Origin of the sequence: Stenotrophomonas sp. PUT21, from assembly GCF_052232875.1 — a bacterium.
Taxonomy (GTDB): Bacteria; Pseudomonadota; Gammaproteobacteria; order Xanthomonadales; family Xanthomonadaceae; genus Stenotrophomonas; species Stenotrophomonas maltophilia_N.
In genome coordinates this window covers 1542402-1562638 of sequence record NZ_CP197645.1, presented here as the reverse complement: position 1 = coordinate 1562638, position 20237 = coordinate 1542402, and the positions used below count along the sequence as shown (strand labels likewise).

Sequence of the window (20237 nt, the reverse complement as noted above, 5' to 3'; positions counted from 1 at the left end):
GGTACGCCCTCCAAAGTATGCACAAATTATACATACTTCCGGGGGCATACTTCCACTGGAGTACCGATCTGGCCGCCAGGAACGTTGGCACAGAAAGGATCTGTCTCATCCATGACACGAGGGATACATATCTCCGTGTAGCCTGAGACCAACTGCCGCAGGTGGATAACCGGCTGAATCGTTCATACTCGGGACGATCGCCGGCCTACCGGTCAGCGGCGAACGCAAGCAGGTCTGCCTCGGGCGGGCCAACGCAAGCCATCCGCAAGAGGAGTCATCTGCAATGAGCGATTCGTTCTCCACCCGCAGCCAGCTGGACGTCGGCGGCACCACCTACGACTACTTCAGCCTGCCCAAGCTCGGGCAGACGTTCGACATCTCCCACCTGCCCTACTCGATGAAGATCCTGCTGGAGAATCTGCTCCGGCATGAGGATGGCGGCGTCACCGTCGGCAAGGACCACATCCAGGCGGTTGCCCAGTGGGACCCCAAGGCCGAGCCGGACATCGAGATCGCGTTCATGCCGGCGCGCGTGGTGCTGCAGGATTTCACCGGTGTGCCCTGCGTGGTCGATCTGGCTGCGATGCGCGATGCCGTGGTCAAGCTCGGCGGTCGCCCGGAGCAGATCAATCCGCAGATCCCGTCCGAACTGGTGATCGATCACTCGGTGCAGGTCGATGTGTTCGGCACGCCCGACGCGCTGGACCTCAACGGCAAGATCGAATTCCAGCGCAATCAGGAACGTTACGGCTTCCTGCGCTGGGGCCAGAAAGCCTTCGATAATTTCAAGGTGGTGCCGCCCAACACCGGCATCGTCCACCAGGTGAACCTGGAAAACCTGGCCCGCGTGGTGATGACCGCGGACAAGGATGGCAAGGCTGTTGCGTACCCTGACACCGTGTTCGGCACCGACAGCCACACCACCATGATCAATGGCATTGGCGTGCTCGGCTGGGGCGTGGGCGGCATCGAAGCGGAAGCGGCGATGCTGGGCCAGCCGTCTTCGATGCTGATCCCGCAGGTGGTCGGCTTCAAGCTGACCGGCCGCATGCCCGAAGGCGCCACCGCGACCGATCTGGTGCTGACCGTCACCCAGATGCTGCGCAAGCACGGGGTGGTCGGCAAGTTCGTGGAGTTCTTCGGCGAGGGTCTGCAGCATCTGCCGCTGGCCGACCGTGCCACGATCGGCAATATGGCTCCGGAATACGGTGCCACCTGCGGCATCTTCCCGATCGACGAAGAATCACTGACCTACCTGCGTCTTTCCGGCCGCAGCGAGGCCCAGATCGCGCTGGTGGAAGCCTATGCCAAGGCCCAGGGCCTGTGGCACGACGCCAACACCGCGCACGCCAGCTACAGCGCCACGCTGGAACTGGACATGGGTCAGGTCAAGCCATCGCTGGCCGGCCCGAAGCGCCCGCAGGACCGCGTGCTGCTGGAAGACGTCAAGCAGAACTACCGCGACAACCTGGTCGGCCTGACCACCAACCGCGACAAGCGCAACGATGACGTCTCCAAGTTCGTCAATGAAGGCGGCGGCGCGGCGGTCGGCAACGAACAGCTGGCCAAGGGCTACAGCGACGTCGAGCTGGATGGCCAGAAATTCCGCCTGAAGGATGGCGCAGTGGTCATCGCTGCGATCACCTCGTGCACCAACACCTCCAACCCGGCGGTGATGATCGGGGCCGGCCTGCTCGCCCGCAACGCCGCGGCCAAGGGCCTGGACCGCAAGCCGTGGGTCAAGACCTCGCTCGGCCCGGGTTCGCGCGTGGTCACCGATTACCTGGAAAAAGCCGGCGTGCTGACCCAGCTGGAGAAGATTGGCTTCTACGTGGTCGGCTACGGCTGCACCACCTGCATCGGCAACTCTGGTCCGCTGCCGACCGAAGTCAGTGCAGGCATCGCCGCTGGCGACCTGGTGGTGGCTTCGGTGTTGTCGGGCAACCGCAACTTCGAAGGGCGTGTGCACCCGGAAGTCAAAATGAATTATCTGGCCAGCCCGCCGCTGGTCGTCGCCTATGCCATCGCCGGCACCACCGACATCGACCTGACCACCGAGCCGCTGGGTACGGGCAGCGACGGCCAGCCGGTGTACCTGCGCGATATCTGGCCGAGCAACAAGGAGATCGGCGACGTCATCGCCGCGACCATCGGGCCGGAGATGTTCAAGAAGAACTACGCCGATGTGTTCAAGGGCGACACCCGCTGGAACACCATCAAGTCGCCCGATGGTGACCTGTATGAGTGGGATGGCAGCTCGACCTACATCAAGAACCCGCCCTACTTCGAGGGCATGACGATGGACGTCGGCCACATCGAGGATGTGCATGGCGCGCGGGTGATGGGCCTGTTCGGCGACTCCATCACCACCGACCACATCTCCCCGGCGGGCAACATCAAGAAGGATTCCCCCGCCGGACGCTTCCTGCAGGAGCGTGGCGTCCAGCCGGCCGACTTCAACAGCTACGGCAGCCGCCGCGGCAACGATGACGTGATGGTGCGCGGGACCTTCGCCAACATCCGGATCAAGAACCTGATGTTCGGCGGCGAAGAAGGCGGCAATACGCTGTACTTCCCGAAGAACGGCGGCGAGCCGCAGAAGCTGGCGATCTACGATGCGGCCGTCAAGTACAAGGCCGAGGGCGTCCCGCTGGTGGTTTTCGCCGGCAAGGAATACGGCACCGGCTCCTCGCGCGACTGGGCGGCCAAGGGCACCAACCTGCTGGGCGTCAAGGCGGTGATCGCCGAAAGCTTCGAGCGCATCCACCGCTCCAACCTGGTCGGCATGGGCGTGCTGCCGCTGCAGTTCAAGAACGGCGACAACGCGCAGAGCCTGGGCCTGGACGGTTCGGAAGTGATCGACATCACCGGTCTGGAGGATGGCGCCAGCAAGTCGGCCACCCTCACCGCGACCCGGGCGGATGGCTCGAAGAAGACCTTCGAGGCCCATGTGATGCTGCTGACCCCGAAGGAAGTGGAGTACTTCAAGCACGGCGGCCTGCTGCAGTATGTGCTGCGCCAGTTGGCCGGCAAGAAGTAAGCCGGCCGTCGCGTTCCCGGCGGAGTCGGGTCACGCCCCCCGGCCGTGACCCACACGGTAGCCCACGACCGCGGGTCGTGGGCACCGGCCTGGCATGTCGCAAACAACGCGTCCTGACGCCCCTCCGCGGCCTTTCTTCACCGGCCCTTCGCGTTTCCCATTCGGGACGGTATGCTGCCGAGGCATGAAACGACGGATACTCTCCGTCATCGCGTTACATCATCCACGTTTCCTGGAGGGGGAATATGAGTCTGGAACGACCCTGGCTGCAGAGTTATCCCAAAGGCGTACCCGCCGAGATCGACGTCAACGAGTTCCATTCGGTGTCGGCCGTCTTCGACACTTCGGTGGCCAAGTTCCGCGACCGCCCCGCCTACTCCAGTTTCGGCAAGGTTCTGACCTACGGGGAAACGGACGCACTGGTCGAACAGTTCGCCGCCTACCTGCTCGGTGAGCTGCAGCTCAAGAAGGGTGACCGCGTCGCCCTGATGATGCCCAACTGCCTGCAGTACCCGATCGCGACCTTCGGCGTGCTGCGTGCCGGCCTGACCGTAGTCAACGTCAACCCGCTGTACACCGCCCGCGAGCTCAAGCACCAGCTGGTGGACTCGGGCGCAGCCGTGCTGGTGGTGGTCGACAACTTCTGCGACACCGTGCAGCAGGTCATCGCCGACACCCCGATCAAGCACGTCGTGACCACCGGCCTGGGCGACATGCTCGGCGCCAAGGGCATCGTGGTGAACTTCGTCCTGAAGTACATCAAGAAGATGGTGCCCAACTACAGCCTGCGCGGCGCGATCCGCTTCAACCAGGCGCTCAAGCTGGGCAGCCGCCACACCCTGCCCAAGGTCGAGATCGACCACGACGATGTCGCCTTCCTGCAGTACACCGGCGGCACCACCGGCGTGGCCAAGGGCGCGATGCTGACCAACCGCAACCTGGTCGCCAACATGCAGCAGGCCTCGGCCTGGATCTCCGCCTCGGGCATCGAGATGGGCAAGGAGGTGATCATCACCGCCCTGCCGCTGTACCACATCTTCGCGCTGACGGCGAACGGCCTGGTCTTCATGAAGTTCGGTGGCTGCAACTACCTGATCACCAACCCGCGCGACATGAAGGGCTTCGTCAAGGAGCTCAAGGCGACCCGCTTCACCGCGATCACCGGCGTCAACACGCTGTTCAACGGCCTGCTCAACACCCCCGGCTTCGACGAGGTCGATTTCTCCTCGCTGAAGGTCACTCTCGGTGGCGGCATGGCCGTGCAGCGCGCTGTTGCCGAACGCTGGAAAAAGGTCACCGGCGTGACCCTGGTCGAGGCCTATGGCCTGACGGAGACCTCGCCGGCCGCCTGCATCAATCCACTCAACCTGGCCGAGTACAACGGCGCGATCGGCCTGCCGATCCCGTCCACCGATGCCTGCGTGAAAGATGACGCCGGCAAGACGCTGTCCGCCGGCGAAGTCGGCGAGCTGTGCATCAAGGGCCCGCAGGTCATGAAGGGCTACTGGCAGCGCCCGGAAGACACCGCGCAGGCGGTCGACGCCGAGGGCTGGCTGCATACCGGCGATATGGCGCGCATGGATGAGCAGGGCTTCTTCTACATCGTGGACCGCAAGAAGGACATGATCCTGGTGTCCGGCTTCAACGTGTACCCCAATGAGGTCGAAGACGTCATTGCAATGATGCCCGGCGTACTCGAAGTCGCGGCGGTCGGCGTGCCCGATGAAAAGTCCGGCGAAGTGGTCAAGGTGGTCATCGTCAAGAAGGACCCCAACCTCACCGCCGAGATGGTCAAGGAGCACGCGCGTGCCAACCTGACCGGCTACAAGCACCCGCGGATCGTGGAGTTCCGCAAGGAGCTGCCGAAGACCAACGTCGGCAAGATCCTGCGCCGCGAACTGCGCGATACGCCCGCGCCGTAACGGTTCCCCAACGGCTGCATCTTCACAGGGCCCCTGCCGGCAACGGCGGGGGCCTTTTGCATTGCGTGAGATGCCGGGGGTGTAGGATCGCGGCGTGTGGACCCGTCAGGCCCGCCGCCCACCGTCCTCCCAGCGGGCCAGCCTCCGAGGAAATCGCCATGAGCACCGTTGAAAAGCTGCCCGTCAACCACCGCTACGCCACCATCCGCACTGAAACCACGGGCAACGACGATGCCCATTGGCTGTTCATGCATGCCGACGCGGCCAGCGGCATCCGCCCGTGCTGCCGCAAGGACATGCTCGATGAAATGTGGAACTTCATGAGCGCGATCACCCGCAGCCCGGCCGAGCGCAACAGCGGCAAGCTGCGCCATTTCGTGCTCGCCTCCGATGCGAATGCTTACAACCTGGGCGGCGATCTGGACCTGTTCACCCGCTTGATCCGCGAGGGCAACCGCGACCGCCTGCTGACCTATGCGCAGCGCTGCGTGGAAGGTGTGCACCACCTGCATACCGGCTTTGGTGGCGACGTGCGCTCGATCGCGCTGATCCAGGGCGACGCGCTCGGCGGCGGCCTGGAAATGGCGCTGGCCTGCCACACCATCGTGGCCGAGGAAGGCTGCGGCATGGGCCTGCCGGAGGTGCTGTTCGGCCTGTTCCCGGGCATGGGTGCCTACTCGTTCCTGTGCAAGCGCGTGGCCCCGCAGCTGGCCGAGAAGATCATCCTCGACGGCCGCGTGTATTCCGCCGAAGAAATGCATGCCATGGGCGTGGTCGACGTGCTGGTGCCGAAGGGCCAGGGCGTCAAAGCCGTGGAAGACCTGATCCGCCAGCACCAGCGCATTCCACACTCATACCTGGCGATGAATGCCGCGCGCAACCTTGCCCAGGCCGTGCGCTACGACGAACTGCTGGAAATCACCAAGGTCTGGGTGGACTCCGCCCTCGCGCTGGGCGACAAGTCGCTGCGCACCATGGACCGCCTGATCAAGGCCCAGACGCGCCGCGCCACCCTCGACGTCGCCTGAGTCCTCCCCTCCCCTGTGTTGTTCAAGCCCGGCTGCCGCCGGGCTTTTTTTCTTGTATCGTGCGCTCCCCCATGATCCAGCAGGACGGATGTTGAACACCACGGAACAATCTGATCGACGCGGGCGCCGCGTGTGCCTGCTGCTCTGCATGGCGCTGCTGGCCATGGCACCGACCCGGTACGCCGCCGCCACCGGCGTGGGCTACGTCCCCAGTGCCGTAGAGGCGTTCATCCTTGAAACCGTCCTGGCCGATGAGATGCGCGCGCTCGAGCAGGGTGGACAGACCGCGTTGCTCGCACACCCCGGCGCATCGCCCCCGAACGGCGCGACATCCGCATCGGCCGTCCAGCAGCAGTTCGCCGCGTTCTACCGAGGCGATCGAGTGGCAGACAGCACTGTTGCTCGCATGGCCATCGTGATCGCGATGACTGCCGCGCAGCTTGAGCAACCCGAACACTGCCTCACCGATCAACGTATCTGTTCGGCGGCGATCCTGCGCGCAGGTCCGACCCGGGAGGATGCAGAGGGTCTACGGCAGGTAGTGCAGCGCTTCCAGTCCGCCGGGCTGGACCTGAGCGCCTTCGAGCCGGCTGCCACGCCGCCACCGGCGTGACCGCTCAGCGCATGTCGCCGCCGTCATCGGCCTGGCCCTGGGCCTTGCGCTGCGCACGCGCATCCAGCGCCTGACGGCCTTCCTTGATGCCTGCCTGCAGCAGGGTCATGCGCTGGCGCCACTCGCTCTTGAGCTGCCAGTCGGCCATGCGCATCAGGTCGCCCGCGCGGTTCGCCACGCGGACCAGGCCCAGATTGCTGGCCACGCCCTTGATCGCGTGGGCCTGCTCACGGAAATGCACCCAATCGCCGCGCTCGCCGTCGGCCAGTGCCACACCGACGCACTGCTCGGCATCGGCCAGGCACTGGCGGATGAACTCGCGCTCGAAGCCATCGCCCATGCCGAGCGAAGCCAATTCGTCGAGCACGCCGGGATCCAGCACGCCATCCAAGACGGTGGCGGTGCGTACGATCGGCGCGCTGGCCTTGAGTTGCCCGTTGGAGGCGATGTCAGCCAGCACGTCCAGCAGGCGCACGGCGACCACCGGTTTGGCCAGGAAGGTATGTGCACCGGCCTGGGTGCAGCGCTGGATGGCCTCGGGGGTGACATCGGCACTGAGCACCAGCACCGGGGTGCGGGGACCGCCCCCGGCCTGCATCACCCGCAGTTCCTTGAGCATGTCCAGGCCACTCATGCCGGGCATGTGCAGATCCACGATGGCCGCATCGAAATCGCTCTCGGCCATCGCATCCAGCACCGCTTCGCCACCGTTGACGCACAGGACCCTGTGACCGGCTTTCTGCAGCAGGCGCTGCAGCACCATCCGGTTGGCCTCGTGATCATCGGCCACCAGGATGTGCATGCTGCGCACGCGCGCGCGGTGGCGCAGGAACGGATCGGCGAAGGCGATGACATTGCCGTTGCGGTCCGGCAGCCCGTCGCCGACCAGGGCCGGGGTGACGGTGCCCAGCGGCACGCGCGGCGGCGCAAACGGCAGCTCGAACCAGAAGTGACTGCCCTGCGGCGGGTTCTCCTGGTAGCCGATCTCGCCACCCATCGCTTCCACCAGGCCCTTGGCGATGGTCGTCCCCAGGCCGGTGCCTTCGTGGCGGCGCGCCATGCTCACATCGGCCTGCTCGAACGCTTCGAACAGGCGCGGACGCATTTCCGGGGTGACCCCAATGCCGGTATCGAGGATGTCGAAGCGCAGGCGGACCCCGCCGTTGGATTCGGCATCGAGCACCGCGACACGGATTTCGACCCGGCCGTGATCGGTGAACTTGACCGCGTTGCCAGCGATGTTGAGCAGGATCTGACGGAGGTGGCCCAGATCACCCCGCAACAACGGCGGCACGGTGTCGGCCACTTTGACCCGGTAATCCAGCCGCTTGGCCTTGGCCTGCGGCAGCAGGATCAACCCGATGGCCTGGATCACATCGGCCAGCGCGAAGTCCTCGGCGGTCACGCGCAGCTTGCCGGCCTCGATCGCGGAGATGTCCAGCACCTCTTCCACCAGCGCCAGCAGACTGCGCGAGGACGCCTGGATCGTATTGACGCACTCGCGCTGCTCTTCATCGAGCTTGGTGGTGGCCAACAGCTCGGTCATGCCCGACAAGCCGTTGAGCGGCGTGCGGAATTCATGGCTCATGTTGGCCAGGAAGCGGCTTTTGGCCTCGCTTGCGCGGCGTGCCTCCGCCATCGCGCGGGTCAGCTGCCGCAGCAGCGTGGAAAAATACAGCGGCACCGCTGCCAGGCCCAGCCACAGGCCGAACGCCAGCCGCGCGTTCTGATGCCAGTACGGGGTGAGCAGTGCGGTACTGCCAAAGCTGACCATGGCCATCGCCACGGCCACATAGAGATAGTTGTTGCCGTAGCGCATGCCGTTGCCGACGGTCACCCACATCACCACGATGTAGACCCAGGCCAGCGGCTCACCCATCTGCACCATGCCAGCGGCGATCAGGCCGTAGTCGGCGAGCATGCCGGCCACCCGGCGCGGATCCGAACGCCCCGGCCGCCACAGCAGCCAGCCGAACAGCCCAAGCGAGAGGGTCAGGCCGGTCAGCACGATCGCCAGCACCCCGTGGTACTGCGCCGGCGGCAGGTCGTGGCGCGGCCCGGGCATCAGCACATAGAGCAGGATCAGGGTGATCAGCACGATGCGAACGATCGCCTGGCCGTGCTCGGTATCCGGGCGTTGCGCCAGTCGTTGCTTCAGGCGCGGGTACAGACGACGCATATCACATCCCCGGGCGGGATGACGCGGTGGAGTGCTGTGCGCAGATCTCCTCAAGCTGGAGGCGGCCGCGCAGCAGGGCATCGACGCAGCGCGGATCGAACAAACGGCCGCGCTGGGCATACAGATACGCCAGCGTGGCTTCCATCGTCCATGCTTCCTTGTACGGACGGGGTGAGATCAGGGCGTCGAACACATCGGCCACTGCCACGATCCGCGCTTCCAGCGGAATGGCATCGCCGACCAGACCATCCGGGTAGCCGCTGCCGTCGTAACGTTCGTGGTGGCGCAGCGCGATCAACGCACCGACCTGGATGAAACGATTCTGGCTGCCGCTGAGCAGCTCATAGCCGATCCGCGGGTGCCGGCGCATGATCGCCTGCTCCTCATCACTCAGCTTGCCCTGCTTGAGCAGCACCGCGTCGGGAATGGCGATCTTGCCCATGTCATGCAGGGGCGCGGCCATCTCGATCAGCTTGACCTCTTCCTCCGGCAGCCCGAGCTGCTCGGCGATCAGGCCGGCGACATGCGCCATGCGCTCCAGGTAGGCACTGGTGCCGGCATCACGGAACTCGATCGCCCGCGCCAGCCGCGACAGCGTCTCGCGCTCGCGCTCCTCCACCTCGTGCATGCTCGCCAGCAGGCGCTGCTCCAGCGACAGCGCGCGCTGCTTGACGTTCTCCGACTGCTGGCGCAGCTGCAACAGGTTGTAGCAGCGTGCGCGCAGTTCGCGTGGGCGGATCGGCTTGACCAGGAAATCGATCACCCCGGCTTCCAGCGCGGCCTGGCGGATCGGCTCGTCGCCGACCACGGTGATCAGGATCACGGGGATGTCGCGGTGCTTGGGCAGGCGGCGGAAACGGCGGGCGAACTCCAGCCCGTCCATCTCCGGCATGCGGTAATCCAGCAACAGCAGATCCACGGCGTGCGACTCGCACCAGGCCAGTGCCGTCAGCGGATCGCCGAAGTCGTGCACGGACAGCTCCGGCGCGATGTCCTCGATGACATGGCGCAGCATGGTACGCGCGGACGTCTGATCGTCAACGATGACAATATTCAAGGCTGCTTCTGCCTTCTTCCTTGACCACACTGGAACATGCTGCGGAGAGGATACTCCGCCCGTCTGCACACTGGCACCTTGCATCGGTCCGCCTCCGTCATGAACACCCCAGTTCATGATCGTCGTCACAGTGTGACGCCTATGTCGGCATCCCCCCTGCAACCCGTCATGGTCCGTGGCCATCACGCCATAGCGCCTGTTAAGGCCACGCAGAAACCATACTCGCGCGGCCACGGCAGCGGAACCCCCGCGCCGGACGCGCCCCAAGCACGCCCGGACCCAGGTCTCAGTTTTCCGGACGCATGTACGGGAACAGCAGCACGTCACGGATCGAGCTGCTGCCGGTCAGCAGCATCACCAGACGGTCGATGCCGATGCCCAGGCCGCCGGTCGGGGCCATGCCGTACTCCAGCGCGCGGATGTAATCGGCGTCGTAATGCATGGCTTCGTCGTCACCGCCCTCCTTCGCCGTCACCTGGGCCTGGAAGCGGGCCGCCTGGTCTTCCGGATCGTTCAGCTCGGAGAAGCCGTTGGCCAGCTCCTTGCCGTTGATGAACAGTTCGAAGCGGTCGGTATAGCCCGGCTGGTCATCGTTGGCACGGGCCAGCGGCGAGACTTCGACCGGGTGGTCAGTAATGAAGGTCGGCTGGATCAGGGTGTGCTCGACGGTGGCTTCGAAGATCTCCAGCAGCAGCTTGCCCCAGCCGTAGGACGGCTTGATGCGGATCTTCAGGCGTTCACAATGGGCCGCCAGCGCGTCGCGGTCGGTGCAGTCGGCGGCGCTGATCTCTGGGTTGTGGTGGCGTACCGCCTCGTCCATGCGCCAGCGACGGAAGGCCGGGGCCAGGTCGATGGTGGCGCCGTCCCACTCCACCGTGGTGGTGCCCAGCACCTTGCTGGCCACGTCACGGATCACGCCTTCGGTCAGGTCCATCACTTCGGTGTACGTGGCGTAGGCCTCGTACAGCTCCATCATGGTGAATTCCGGGTTGTGGCGCGTGCTGACGCCTTCATTGCGGAAGTTGCGGTTGATTTCGTACACGCGCTCCAGGCCGCCCACGACCAGGCGCTTGAGGTACAGCTCCGGCGCCACGCGCAGGTACAGGTCCAGGTCCAGCGCGTTGTGGTGGGTGGTGAACGGCTTGGCCGTGGCGCCGCCGGGGATGTAATGCATCATCGGCGTTTCGACTTCCAGGAAGTCGCGGCTGTCCAGCCAGGCGCGCATGGCACGGATGATCCGCGAGCGCTTGATGAACACCTCGCGCGACTCCGGGGTCACGATCAGGTCCACATAGCGCTGGCGGTAGCGCTGCTCCACGTCGGCCAGGCCGTGCCACTTGTCCGGCAGCGGGCGCAGCGACTTGGTCAGCAGGCGGATGCTGGTCGCCTTGACCGACAGCTCACCGGTCTTGGTGCGGGTCAGCCCACCCTCGACGGCGATGATGTCGCCCACGTCCCAGCCCTTGAAGGCGGTGTAGGCATCGCCCAGCGTGCTGCCCTGCAGGAACAGCTGGATGCGGCCGGACTCGTCCTGGATCTGGGCGAAGCTGGCCTTGCCCATCACGCGCTTGGCCATCAGGCGGCCGGCCATCTTGACCTGGCGGTCGCTGGCCTCCAGCGCTTCGGCGGTCCACTGCTCGGCATCGGCGAACTCGGCCTGCAGGGTGCCGGCGAAGTGCTCGCGGCGGAAATCGTTCGGGTAGGCAATGCCCTGCCCGCGCAGGGCGGTCAGTTTCGCGCGGCGCTCGGCGATGAGGCTGTTCTCGTCGACGGGGGGCTGCGGCGCGGCGGTCTGATCGTTCATGGCGTGGGTCTATGTATGTCGGGGGGAGGGACGGTCCCCGCCATCATGCCGATGGTCGGGGCGGATTGCGAAACCGGGCGTGACCCGGGCACAACGGATCGGGGCCGCGCGTGGCGGCCCCGACGGTCAGGCGTCGGTGCGTTTGGCACCCACGGCCAGGCCGGACTTCAGGCTGGCTTCGACGAATTCGTCGAGGTCGCCGTCCAGCACCTTCTGCGTATCGGAGCGTTCGATGCCGGTGCGCAGGTCCTTGATACGGCTCTGGTCGAGCACGTAGTTGCGGATCTGGCTGCCCCAGCCGATGTCGGACTTGGTGGCTTCCACCGCGTCACGCTCGGCGTTGCGCTTCTGGATTTCCAGCTCGTACAGCTTGGCGGCCAGCATCTTCATCGCGTTGTCGCGGTTCTGGTGCTGGCTGCGGCCGGTCTGGCAGGCCACGACCGTGTTGGTCGGAATGTGCGTGATACGCACCGCCGACTCGGTCTTGTTGACGTGCTGACCACCGGCGCCCGAGGAGCGGTACACATCGGTACGCAGGTCGGCCGGGTTGATGTCGATCTCGATGTTGTCATCGACTTCCGGCGACACGAACACCGAGGTGAAGCTGGTATGGCGGCGGTTGTCCGAATCGAACGGCGACTTGCGCACCAGGCGGTGCACGCCGGTCTCGGTCTTCAGCCAGCCATAGGCGTAATCGCCTTCCACGCGCAGCGTGGCCGACTTGATGCCCGCGACGTCGCCGCCGGAGACTTCCATCAGTTCGGTCTTCCAGCCGCGCGATTCGCACCAGCGCAGGTACATGCGCAGCAGGATCTCGGCCCAGTCCTGGGCTTCGGTACCGCCGGCGCCGGCCTGGATGTCGACGAACGCAGCGGCGTTGTCCATCTGGCCGGAGAACATGCGCTGGAACTCCAGCTGCTCCACGTGCTTCTGGTATTTGTCCAGGTCACTGACCACGGCCAGGGCGGTTTCTTCGTCCTGTTCGCTTTCGGCCAGTTCCAGCAGTTCGCCCGACTCGGTCAGGCCGTCGAGGATCGTGGCGATGCCGCCCACGGTCTTGTCCAGGTTGGCGCGTTCGCGGCCAAGATTCTGGGCGTACTCGGCGTTGTTCCAGATATCCGGGTTTTCCAGTTCCCGGGTTACTTCTTCCAGACGCTCTTTCTTGGCGTCGTAGTCAAAGATACCCCCTGAGCGAGAGCACGCGATCGGTGAGATCGGTGATGCGCTGGCGGACAGGATTGAGCTCGATCATGTCGGCGATTAATGCGTGCGAAAAGACTGTCCATCATAGCCTATCCGGGGCTTTCCGGCGGTGGCCGGGGTGCTGGGCGCCCGCCCGGGGGTAGAGAAACGACATCGCTGAACACGGGCGTGCGCAGCGTCACGCCGGTGCCTGCACCGCCAGGGCCTGCCGGAACGAGGGCAGCTGCCGGCGGCTGCACGGCACCCGGCCCCCATCGTCCATGTGCAGCAGGGCCTCGCCCCCATCCAGCGGCTCGATCGAGACCAGGTGGCGCACGTTCACCAGCCAGCTGCGGTGGGCCCGCACGAATACGCCCGGGTCCAGCCGCTCTTCCAGCGCCGCCATGGTGCTGCGCAGCGGGTAATCGTGCCCGCGCACCCGCAGATTGACGTAGTTGCCGGCCGCCTGGGCATATTCGATATCACCAGTGGCGACCAGGAAGTCGCGCCCCAGCTTGCGCACCAGGAACCGTTCCGGGCGCTCCACCGCTTCCACCGGGGGCGCATCATCCGGCGCCACCAGCAGATGGGCTTCGCCCTGCCGGCGCCGCCCGAACCAGCTGAAGAAGTGCTCGATCGCCACGAACGTGAAGAATGCGCGGACATCCTTGAGGTACTCGTACATCAGGCGTACCGGCCAGGTGGCGTCGTCCTGATAGTGATAGCCCAGCGCCGCATAGGCCAGATGGCGCAGCGCCATCATCCCCACCACGTGCACCAGCGACCACGCTACGCTGGCCAGCAGATACAGCGGCAGCCGCCGCTTCCAGTTATCGGCATGCAGCGGCCAACGCTGGCAGCCCCACCACAGCACCGGCAGTGTCAGCAGAATCATCGCGACGCTGCTCAGCTCCCAGATCATCGGCTGCCACAAGCCCAGGTCCTCGCCGCGGCGCCCCGCATCCATCACTTCGACCACTGCGTTGGCCACCGCCGTGGTCAGCAGGATCACCGACCACACCAGCATCCGCGCACCCGGGCGCCACCGCGCGGCACGTCCGTTCGCCATTGAATCATCCATTCGCAAAGGGTGCTCAGCCTGTCTCATCGCCCCATGGTAGTGCGCCCCGTCCGTCACTTGGCGACCGCCATTCGTCACTTGGCGCCGACGTCAGACCCCTTTGGCATGGCCGAGCGCGATGCCCATGCGCACCGTGGAGGCTCCTTTGCTCTCCCTGTCCCGACCATGCCACGCCGCCACGACATCGACGCCCTGCGCGTGTTCGCCTTCGCCCTGCTCATCCTGTATCACACCGCCATGGCCTACGTGGACGGTTGGGGGTTCCATCTCAAGAGCGACTACACCGCCGAGTGGCTGCAATGGCCGATGCTGCTGGTCAACCGCTGGCGGATGCAGTTGCTGTTCCTGCTCTCCGGTATCGCCATCGCCCTGATGCGGCCCGAGACGCGCATCGCGCGCTTTGCCGTGCTGCGCACGTGGCGGCTGCTGCTGCCGCTGCTGTTCGGCATGGCCGTGGTGGTGCCGATCCAGCCGTACTGCGAGGCAGTGACCAACGGGCGTATCGAGCCCGGCTTCGGCACCTTCCTGCTGCGCTACTGGCAGATGCCGGCCTGGCCACAGGACAGCTTCGCCGGGTGGCAGCTCCGCATCACCTGGAACCACCTGTGGTACCTGGCCTACCTGTGGATCTACACGCTGGTACTCGCCTTGCTGATGCCGGCGCTGGATACCGCTGCCGTGCATCGCGCCGTGGAGCGCTTCACCCGTGCGCCGGCGCCGCTGCTGATCGGGCTGCCCAGCCTGCTTTCCTTCGGCTGGGTGGCCTGGCTCGATCCCCGCTTCCCATCCACCAATCTGCTGTTTGGCGATTGGTACCAGCACGCCAAGTACGGCACGGTGTTCCTGGCGGGCTATCTGCTTGCCCGCGCCACCCCGTTCTGGGTCCGCGTGGTCGAACTGCGCCGGACCACCCTGTGGGTGGCGGTCATTGCGGCGAGCTGGTACTTCGGCATCCGAATCCTGGGGCGGGCGTTGCCGGCCGATTCGGTGCTGCGGCAGTGGCCGGACAGCGTCTGGATGCTGCAGGTGATGGCCAGCCAGTCACTGTACCTGTGGGCCGTACTGCTGACCCTGCTCGGCTGGGCCAAGGTATATCTGGATCGCCCGTTCCGCTGGCTGCCGTACTGCACCGAGGCGGTGTATCCCTGGTACATCCTGCACCAGAGCCTGATCATCGCGCTGCTGTTCTGGGTCAAACCGCTGCACCTGGGGCCGTGGTGGGAGCCACTGCTGGTACTGGCTGGAACCGTGGCGGGTTGCCTGCTGCTGCACGAAGGGCTGATCCGGCGCATCGCCTGGCTGCGCCCTCTTTTCGGACTGCGCCGGGAGCCGCTATCGTTGCCGGTCACGCAGGCGGTGGCCCGGCACTGAGGAATACGGATGTTCCAGACCCATTGGCATGTGTGGCTGCAGTCCTTCTTCGATGCAGCGTGGATGTTGCCGTTGATGAACTTCGTCAGCGCGCTGGGCTACGAATGGGCGTACGTGCTGTTGATCGTGGTCTGCAGCTTCGGGGTGCGTCTGCGCGCGGGGTTGGGCATCATGATGGCGGTACTGCTGATGTCGATGGCCACGCACGCGATCAAGCAGGGTGCCGCCCTGCCCCGCCCCAGCGATGTCGACATCCACGTGTTGGACAAGGGCCGGCCGGACCACGCGCTGGTCGCCGATGGCGCCGCCGGATCGTTCTGGACGCTGCCGACCGATGAAGCGATTGCCGCCCTGCGTGCGCAGCCAGATCCGGACTATGGGTTCATCAGTGGGCATGTGGGCGTGGCGACGGCTGCGATGGCAGCCGTGGTGCTGTGCTTCGGCATCCGCGGTGTCGGCTGGCGGATCGCGCTGCTGATCGGCTGGCCGTTGCTGATGGCGCTGTCACGGATGTACCTGGGCCGGCACTTCCTGTCGGATGTGCTGGGCGGATGGCTGGTCGGGATTACCTTGGGCGTGTTCGCATGGCGGTACATGCCGCAAGCGGTACGCGTACCCCGGAACCTGCCGCGTCACCTCACCCTGGCCGCACTGGGGGTCGGGCTAGCTGCAGCGGCCGTGATCACCCCCGTCATCCCTGCCGATACCGCGGGGCGCTTCCTGGGCATGCTGCTGGTGCTCGGGTACCTGCAGGTGCGTGGCTGGCCCGAGGATCCGCGTACGCCGTGGCAGCGACTCGGCCGGGTCCTGGCGGTGATCGGGTTGTATCTCATCATCAGCCCCGTCCTGGAGGGGATCGCCGTCGCGTTCGCGATGCCCGATGCGCCTGCGGTGGACCTGCTGATGAACGCGGTCGGCACGGCAGCGGTCTTCGTCGGAGGGATCGCGTTGGCCGGGTGGGGACCGTTGGCGCGGCGCGTCCCCGGGCACGATGCCGCCGCCAACTGACGGGCGGCGACATCGTCGTGTTGCGTGGAACTACTGATCCAGTCCCGCCATCAGGGTGTACTTGATGCTGACGTACTCCCGGATACCGTGGGAACCGCCTTCGCGGCCGTAGCCGGATTGCTTGACGCCGCCGAAGGGCACCGACTCGGCCCCCACCGAACCACTGTTGAGGATGACCATGCCGGCGGAGATGTCGCGCGACAGGCGGAAGGCGCGCGCAAGATCACGGGTGAAGGCGTACGCCACCAGGCCGTACTCGGTGTCGTTGGCACGCTGCACGACCTCCGCTTCGGTGGAGAACCGGTAGAGCGGAAACACCGGCCCAAAGATCTCCGTGGTACGCACCTGCGCGGTGTCGGGCACCTCGGCCAGCAGCGTCGGGCGATAGAACAGGGAATTGGGCCTGGCCAGCGTACCGCCCGTGACAAGGACGGCACCCTGCGCGACGGCGTCAGCCACCAGTGCCTCCACCTTGTTGATGGCGGACTGGTTGATCAGCGGCCCCACCACGAACCCATCCTGCAGGCCCTGGTCCACCCGGATCGCCTCCACAGCCGTCTTCAAGCGCGCGGCGAACGTGTCATAGATGCCATCCTGCACATAGATCCGATTGGGGGAAATGCAGACCTGGCCGGAGTTGCGCAGCTTGGCCGATACCAATGCGGCCACCGCTGCATCGATGTCGGTGTCATCGAAGACGACGAAAGGCGCATTGCCGCCCAGCTCCATGGTCATCTTCTTCAGCGTGTCCGCACTGTTGCGGGCGAGTAGACGGCCGACATGGGTCGAACCGGTGAAGGAGATCTTCTGGATGCGCGGGTCACTGGTGAATGCCTCGCCGATCTGCTTCGGGTCGCCTGTCACCATTTCCAGCACCCCGTCCGGAATCCCCGCGCGACGGGCGTACTCCAACAGCTTGTAGGCGCTGAGCGGTGTCTCTTCAGAGGGCTTGATGATCATGGTGCAGCCAGCCGCCAGCGCGGTGGCGACCTTGCGCGCAATCATCATGAAGGGGAAGTTCCACGGGGTGATCGCAGCGGTCGGCCCCACCGGCTCACGCGTCACGATCACCGCAGCGTTGTCCACGTGGGCAGGAATGGTCTCGCCATAGACGCGCTTGGCCTCCTCGGCGTACCACTCGATGAAGCCCAGCCCATAGCTGATTTCCCCGAGGGCTTCGCTCCGGCACTTGCCGTTTTCCTTCACCAGCAATTCGGCAAAGGCCTCCTTGTCCGCGCTGACCAGTTCGAACCAGCGGCGCAGCGCGGCGCCACGCTCCTTGGCCAAGGTCCGCGACCACGCCGGGAATGCGTTGCAGGTCCGGTCGATGGCGGCCTGAACCTCGGCGGCGCTCATTTCAGGGGCGACGCCGACGACCGAGCCGTCGGCGGGATTGATTACGTTCATGCGGTGTCTCCAGAGGGGGAATGCCCGCCAGATGGCGGCGTGGAGCCAGTCTCGGCACTGGACGGACCCGGGACAATCGACTAATTTTCCTGAATCATTGAGTTTATGGAAACTCTCATGGCACGCCTGCCCCCGCTCAATGCGCTGGTCGCCTTCGAGGCCGTCGCACGGACCGGCTCCGTGCGCGCCGCCTCCGAAGCGCTCTTTGTCACCCCCGGTGCGGTCAGCCGGCAGTTGAAGGTGCTGGACGACTTTCTGGATATGCGCCTGCTGGAGCGCAGCGGTCGCGGCCTGGCGCTCTCAACGGCGGGGGCGACCTACTACCACCAGATCAGCACCCATCTGGACGGCATCCGCAAAGCGACCGAGGCACTGCAGGGCCTGGACCACCGCGCGGTCGTGCGGCTGCACTCGCACACAACCTTCGCTACGCGTTGGCTCATCCCCCGCCTCAGCCACTTCCAGGTGCTGCATCCGGAGGTGGATATCCGCTTGACCACCTCCTCGGACTGGACGCCCGGCGCCGACTGCGATGCATCGGTCCGGCTGGGGCTTGGGGACTGGCCGGACTACGACGCCACACCGCTGGTCCGCAATGTGCTGGTGGCGGTGTGTGCTCCGTCGCTGATCCGACCCAGCAAACCACGCGATGCGGTCTGGCTCGCCGAGCAGACCCTGTTGCGGGTCAGTGCGCGACCGGATGACTGGGAACACTGGTGCGTGGCGGCGGGTATCGATCCGGCCTGCATGACACGGCAGCGGGTGTTCGAGAGCTCGGCGGTGGCCTACGAGGCTGCGCAGGATGGCCTGGGCATCATCGTGGCGCAGGAGGTCCTGGTGGAGGCCGAGCTCCAGCGTGGGCGCCTGGTCGCGCCCTTCGATGTGCGCGTGGATCGCGGGGAAGAAACCTACTACCTCGTCATTCCCTCCGCCAAGCGACACCGGAAGGGGCTGGCCGCGCTGCGCGAGGCGCTGATCAGCAGCGCATGAATCAGGCAGGCGCTGTCGTACGCGTCACTCCACGGTGGGGCACTGCGCCTGCCGTGGATCGCGCCACGACTGCTCGGCCACCGCCCGGGCCACCCGCCATGCACGGTCGCGGACCACACCGATCTCCATCACCGATGGCGGCACGTCGCACTGCGCCGGCACGCCTCGTCCCTGCGGCAGGCCTGGCCAGTTGAAGGTGAATTTCAACAGCGGCACCTTCAGGCGCACGCCACTGTCGGGCAGTTCCACGCGCCAGTTGTAGCCGCTGGTGTTGCCCTCATGGGTGCCGCCAACTTCCTCCCCGACGAACACCCCGCGCCGCACGTGGTGCAGCATCGAGGCCAGTTCCGCACCGCCGGAGAACGTGGCCCCGCCGGCGAGGACCACCAGCCGCCCGCGATAGACCGGCACGGAAGGCACCCAATGGCTCATCAGCCCTTCCGGCGGCACATTCAGTCGGGACAGTCGCCCGTCCGGCAGCACCTTCTGGAAGTGGATTTCATCCTCATCGAACACGTCCTGCTCGAACACCCGGCCCGAGCGGCTGGTCACCCTCAGGTGCTGCCCCCGGGTCTGGACGGAGGCGTACTTGTGCAATGGCTGCGCGACCAGGAAGGAAAACAGGATGCTTTCGTTGGGCTCACTGCCGCCACCGTTGCGGCGTAGATCCAGGATCAACCGCGTCGCGCGGCCACGCTCGATCTCTTCGAACAGCCGGCGGATATGACTGCGGAAATCCGTGTGCGCCTCGCGGTAAACGCGGTTGCTGAAGGTGGATACGTCCAGGTAGGCCATGCCAGGTGCCAGCCATTCCAGACGGGCAACAGCCTTCTCGGCGACCGGTTCCCTGGGGCGATCGGCCAGCGGTGTGGCCGTCACGGTACGCGCGACCGTGGCCCCCTGCGGTGTCGTGTAGCGCAACGCGAAACTGGCCTCGTTTCCATGCAGGCGGTGGCGATAGATGGCGTAGCGCGCGCCGATGTCGCGCATCGGCAGCGTGGTGATCTGCCCATCGTGCGAAGACAGGCGCATGAGCTCAGCAAGCATCGTGTCATCGCCGTCGCCATTGATGGAGAGCACGCGGCTTCCGACCGGTATATCCGCGGCCCCGCCATAGCCGGCACGCACGAAGACCCCGTCGGTATTCCAGTGCAGGTCCAGCGGCAGTACCGAAGCGGTCTGTCGCTCCCATGCCACCGCCCCTTGGCTGGGCAGCACGTCGAAGTGGCCCTCGCCAATCGGACCCATCAGCGTGGCGACCTCGGTATACACCTGCATCGGGTCGGTGATCTTGCTCGCCCGGGCCAATGCCTCCGCCCGGGCTGCGGCCCATGCCTCACGCGACTGGTGCCAGTACAGGTCCGGCAACGCGGCTTCGACGATGTCGATGCTGAGCTGGATGTCCTCCAGCGCCTGCCCGGGCGTCAGCGCTGGCGGCGCCACGGCAGGCGGTTCGGCCGCGCTTACCGGTGCGGTCATGACCATCAGAGCGAAGGCGAAACGGCGCAATGAACTTGGCGACATGGACAGGATCTGCTACAAGCAAAATATTGCA

Annotated in this window: 14 protein-coding genes; 7 read left to right on the top strand and 7 right to left on the bottom strand. The window is 65.8% G+C overall.

The features are described from left to right. The first annotated feature begins 283 nt into the window (after positions 1-283). The 4 genes from acnA (at position 284) to ACTT2I_RS07405 (ending at position 6603) form a co-directional block, all read left to right on the top strand. Entirely contained in the window at positions 284-3040 is a 2757-nt protein-coding gene (gene acnA / locus ACTT2I_RS07420; protein WP_421100363.1) for an aconitate hydratase AcnA, read from the top strand. Between the two features lie 245 nt (positions 3041-3285). Then, the gene (locus tag ACTT2I_RS07415; protein WP_421100364.1) at positions 3286-4962 is read left to right on the top strand and encodes a long-chain fatty acid--CoA ligase; all 1677 of its coding nucleotides are present in this window, start codon (positions 3286-3288) and stop codon (positions 4960-4962) included. Positions 4963-5120: 158 nt separating this feature from the next. Further along, positions 5121-5990 carry a crotonase/enoyl-CoA hydratase family protein gene (locus tag ACTT2I_RS07410; protein WP_443096821.1) on the top strand — a complete coding sequence of 290 codons (870 nt, stop codon included), beginning with the start codon at positions 5121-5123 and terminating at the stop codon, positions 5988-5990. A gap of 88 nt (positions 5991-6078) precedes the next feature. Beyond that, a complete protein-coding gene (locus ACTT2I_RS07405; protein WP_421100365.1) occupies positions 6079-6603 on the top strand; it encodes a hypothetical protein in 525 nt (174 codons plus the stop codon). A gap of 4 nt (positions 6604-6607) precedes the next feature. Here ACTT2I_RS07405 and ACTT2I_RS07400 read toward each other — a convergent pair whose 3' ends face one another. From ACTT2I_RS07400 to ACTT2I_RS07380, 5 genes are all read right to left on the bottom strand, one after another. Continuing rightward, on the bottom strand, positions 6608-8782 hold the full coding sequence (locus ACTT2I_RS07400; RefSeq protein ID WP_088435014.1) for an ATP-binding protein: 2175 nt from the start codon (positions 8780-8782) through the stop codon (positions 6608-6610). 1 nt (position 8783) lies between these two features. Beyond that, positions 8784-9923, bottom strand: a complete 1140-nt coding sequence (locus tag ACTT2I_RS07395; protein WP_088435013.1) for a response regulator — start codon at positions 9921-9923, stop codon at positions 8784-8786. A 202-nt stretch (positions 9924-10125) separates the two neighbouring features. Further along, a complete protein-coding gene (lysS, locus tag ACTT2I_RS07390; protein WP_088435012.1) occupies positions 10126-11643 on the bottom strand; it encodes a lysine--tRNA ligase in 1518 nt (505 codons plus the stop codon). Positions 11644-11769: 126 nt separating this feature from the next. Further along, positions 11770-12895 (bottom strand): peptide chain release factor 2 gene (prfB, locus tag ACTT2I_RS07385; RefSeq protein WP_102788438.1). Its coding sequence is split into 2 segments (ribosomal slippage): positions 11770-12819 and positions 12821-12895, totalling 1125 coding nucleotides; the frame shifts between segments, so codons are not numbered across the junction. Between the two features lie 129 nt (positions 12896-13024). Next, a complete protein-coding gene (locus ACTT2I_RS07380) occupies positions 13025-13894 on the bottom strand; it encodes a LytTR family DNA-binding domain-containing protein (RefSeq protein WP_088435011.1) in 870 nt (289 codons plus the stop codon). Between the two features lie 177 nt (positions 13895-14071). On the opposite strand from ACTT2I_RS07380, the gene ACTT2I_RS07375 reads away from it, so the two are divergent. Beyond that, positions 14072-15277, top strand: a complete 1206-nt coding sequence (locus ACTT2I_RS07375) for an acyltransferase family protein (RefSeq protein ID WP_421100366.1) — start codon at positions 14072-14074, stop codon at positions 15275-15277. Positions 15278-15286: 9 nt separating this feature from the next. After that, positions 15287-16285 carry a phosphatase PAP2 family protein gene (locus tag ACTT2I_RS07370; protein WP_421100367.1) on the top strand — a complete coding sequence of 333 codons (999 nt, stop codon included), beginning with the start codon at positions 15287-15289 and terminating at the stop codon, positions 16283-16285. Positions 16286-16315: 30 nt separating this feature from the next. Here ACTT2I_RS07370 and ACTT2I_RS07365 read toward each other — a convergent pair whose 3' ends face one another. Beyond that, complete coding sequence (locus tag ACTT2I_RS07365; protein WP_421100368.1) at positions 16316-17692, bottom strand: NAD-dependent succinate-semialdehyde dehydrogenase; 1377 nt, start codon at positions 17690-17692, stop codon at positions 16316-16318. A 117-nt stretch (positions 17693-17809) separates the two neighbouring features. Here ACTT2I_RS07365 and ACTT2I_RS07360 point away from each other — a divergent pair, with 117 nt between their 5' ends. Continuing rightward, positions 17810-18682, top strand: a complete 873-nt coding sequence (locus ACTT2I_RS07360; RefSeq protein WP_421100369.1) for a LysR substrate-binding domain-containing protein — start codon at positions 17810-17812, stop codon at positions 18680-18682. A gap of 24 nt (positions 18683-18706) precedes the next feature. On the opposite strand, the gene ACTT2I_RS07355 is transcribed toward ACTT2I_RS07360, so the two are convergent. Further along, positions 18707-20161 (bottom strand): S41 family peptidase, encoded by a 1455-nt coding sequence (locus tag ACTT2I_RS07355; protein ID WP_421100370.1) that lies wholly within the window; start codon positions 20159-20161, stop codon positions 18707-18709. Positions 20162-20237: the final 76 nt, after the last annotated feature.